This is a genomic window from Bradyrhizobium sp. 76, assembly GCF_023073025.1.
Taxonomy (GTDB): Bacteria; Pseudomonadota; Alphaproteobacteria; order Rhizobiales; family Xanthobacteraceae; genus Bradyrhizobium.
Genome location: NZ_JADPIS010000144.1, coordinates 1 through 2,119 on the forward strand (window position 1 = coordinate 1; position 2,119 = coordinate 2,119).

3 protein-coding genes and 2 pseudogenes are annotated in these 2,119 nt (G+C 61.7%); 2 read left to right on the forward strand and 3 right to left on the reverse strand.

Features of this window, described 5'->3' with window-relative positions; translation table 11 throughout:
* A partial coding sequence (locus IVB48_RS35250) for a transposase (RefSeq protein WP_247407545.1) occupies positions 1-537 on the forward strand: 537 nt, incomplete at its 5' end.
* A 26-nt stretch (positions 538-563) separates the two neighbouring features.
* Here IVB48_RS35250 and IVB48_RS35255 read toward each other — a convergent pair.
* From IVB48_RS35255 to IVB48_RS40970, 3 genes and pseudogenes are all read right to left on the reverse strand, one after another.
* The gene (locus IVB48_RS35255) at positions 564-905 is read right to left on the reverse strand and encodes a reverse transcriptase domain-containing protein (RefSeq protein WP_247407553.1); all 342 of its coding nucleotides are present in this window, start codon (positions 903-905) and stop codon (positions 564-566) included.
* 291 nt (positions 906-1,196) lie between these two features.
* Positions 1,197-1,373, reverse strand: coding sequence for an IS66 family transposase (locus tag IVB48_RS35260; protein WP_247407546.1), 177 nt, complete (start codon positions 1,371-1,373; stop codon positions 1,197-1,199).
* Positions 1,374-1,438: 65 nt separating this feature from the next.
* Positions 1,439-1,699: pseudogene (locus IVB48_RS40970) on the reverse strand (transposase); the annotation flags it as partial.
* A 219-nt stretch (positions 1,700-1,918) separates the two neighbouring features.
* Between IVB48_RS40970 and IVB48_RS35270 the strand changes: the two are divergent.
* Positions 1,919-2,119: pseudogene (locus IVB48_RS35270) on the forward strand (IS701 family transposase); the annotation flags it as partial.

The window sequence follows — 2,119 nt, forward strand, 5'->3', positions numbered from 1 at the left end:
GACGCGCAGTGGTCAGGCGGCTGTCGCAACGGTGCCGAGCTCTGGCGCCGCTTGAAGGGACAAGGCTTCAAGGGATCGCTGCGCGTCGTGGCGGAATGGGCGACGCGACGGCGACGTGCCGAGACCATCAGCCATCAACAATTGCAGAAGGTCCCCGCCGCCAGGACGATAGCGCAGCTGATGACGACGAAGCGCGACCACCTAACCAAAGCCGAGACCGTCACGCTTGCGGTCATCGAACAAAACGTTCCTATGCTGGCCGATGCCCAAGCTCTCGTTGGCCGCTTCCACGCGATGATCCGAAAGAAGGCCGAGATGGAGCTCGAACCTTGGATTGATGACTCCAAGCGGAGCCTCATTGCCTCGTTCGCGAATGGCATTGCCAACGATAAGGGCGCGGTGCACGCGGCTATCACGCAACCATGGTCCAATGGCCAAGTGGAAGCTCAGATCACCAAGCTCAAGCTGGTCAAACGGCAAATGTACGGGCGCGCTAAGCTCGATCTCCTTCAGGCTAGGCTGATTGGCGCGCCATAAAAACAATCACGATCATCGAATATGCGTCAGAGCCCCTTTTGGATGCCGATAGGGGGTCCCAGTCGAACGCCGATTGACACCTTGAGGGCCAAGAGCATTTCCTGCGCATCCGCCTTGCTCTCGAAGCCCATGACGAAGTCGTCGGCATAGCGCACGGTCACAACGCGACCGCGTGCGTGGCGACGGCGCCTTGGTGGGCCCATCGAGGACGTAGTGCGGAAGACGTTGGCGAGGAGCGGGCTGATGCCCGCCCCTTGCGGGGTACCCCTGTCCGTTTCTTGCTTCTCGCCGCTCTCAAGAACGCCGGCCCTCAGCCACAGCTCTATCAGCCGCAAGATGCGAGGATCGGCGATCCGGAGCGCCACCATCCGCAACAGCCACTCTTGGGTACACCGAGAGGCCGCTTAACGTGGCGACGATGGGCAGCGAGTGCTCCTTGCGCGCGGCCAGCCGCGCGATGAACCGCGTACCATGGCTTCGATGGCGTAAAGGTGTGCGATGTGCCGAACCGCGGCCTCGGCGGTCGGCGATCTGCTGTTTGAGGAAGCGCCGGCGCAAATGGCTCCAGCAATGCACGAGCGTCCACGGCCCCCTGCGGTTGAGCAACTTCGGTCAGCCGGTCATAACCGTCATAGGCATCGCATTGCAGGAAGCGTCCGTTAAGCCATGCAGGAACTGCTCCGCGAAGGCGCGCTGCGGCCGGAAGCATATCGGAACAGCACGATCAGAGGACTTGGGTCGCTGTGGCCGCGGTCGTCGGAGACGACCGTCCAGAAGTAGCCCTTCTTCTTTTGGCCACGCCCGGGATCGAGCACCGGTGCTGTGGTTTCGTCCATGAACAGACGATCTGCCTCTCCAGATGGCGGCGCATGTGGTCCGCTACGGGTTGGAGATGGAAGCAGGCGCGGCCGGACCAGTTGCCCAGTGTCGCCCGATCAAGTCGGATCCCCTCGCGCGCATAGATCTCGGCCTGACGGTAAAACGGCGTATGGTCGCCGAACTTGGAGACGATCACGTGCGCAATCGCCGCTTCGGTCGGCGGTCCACCAGGCACCACGTGCTCCGGTGCGTGCGCCTGCACGACAGGGCCCGAGCAGCGGCAACAGATGTATTTCGGGCGGCGTATGACCAGCACCCAGCACCCGCCATCTGCGCGTGCCACGTTCAAAATAGCTCCCGAGTCACTCTGCCGCAGTTATCCAGCTGCCTGGGACGCCGCGCTTCTTGCGGGCGGACCAACCTCCAATCCAGCCCCTCGAACAGCGCTGCGAACATCGCTGGCGATATAGTCTTGGCGATCGATAACTGTGTTTCAATCTGCACAGCACCAGCTGTCGCGAGCGAGAACACTAGCATTACAGTTGCCTTTTTTTGCGAGCGTCTGAATCCATGGGCAACCATGATTCGGATGTCGTGGACGCGGGCCGCGTCGGTTGAAGAGGCGCTTGCGTTGTGGGCGGCGTCGCTTCGAGAGATCAAGAAACGGATACGTCCGTTGTTCACGCAAGAGCGTGTGGCGACGAATGCAGGCCTGTTCCTGGAAGGTCTGCTCGGAGATGAGCAGCGCAAGACCGGTTGGATG

Bases quoted from the DNA above. Each gene is read 5' to 3' on its own strand.
- IVB48_RS35255 (WP_247407553.1), bottom strand. From the start codon at position 905: ATGGTGGCGCTCCGGATCGCCGATCCTCGCATCTTGCGGCTGATAGAG.
- IVB48_RS35260 (WP_247407546.1), bottom strand. From the start codon at position 1,373: ATGGACGAAACCACAGCACCGGTGCTCGATCCCGGGCGTGGCCAAAAG.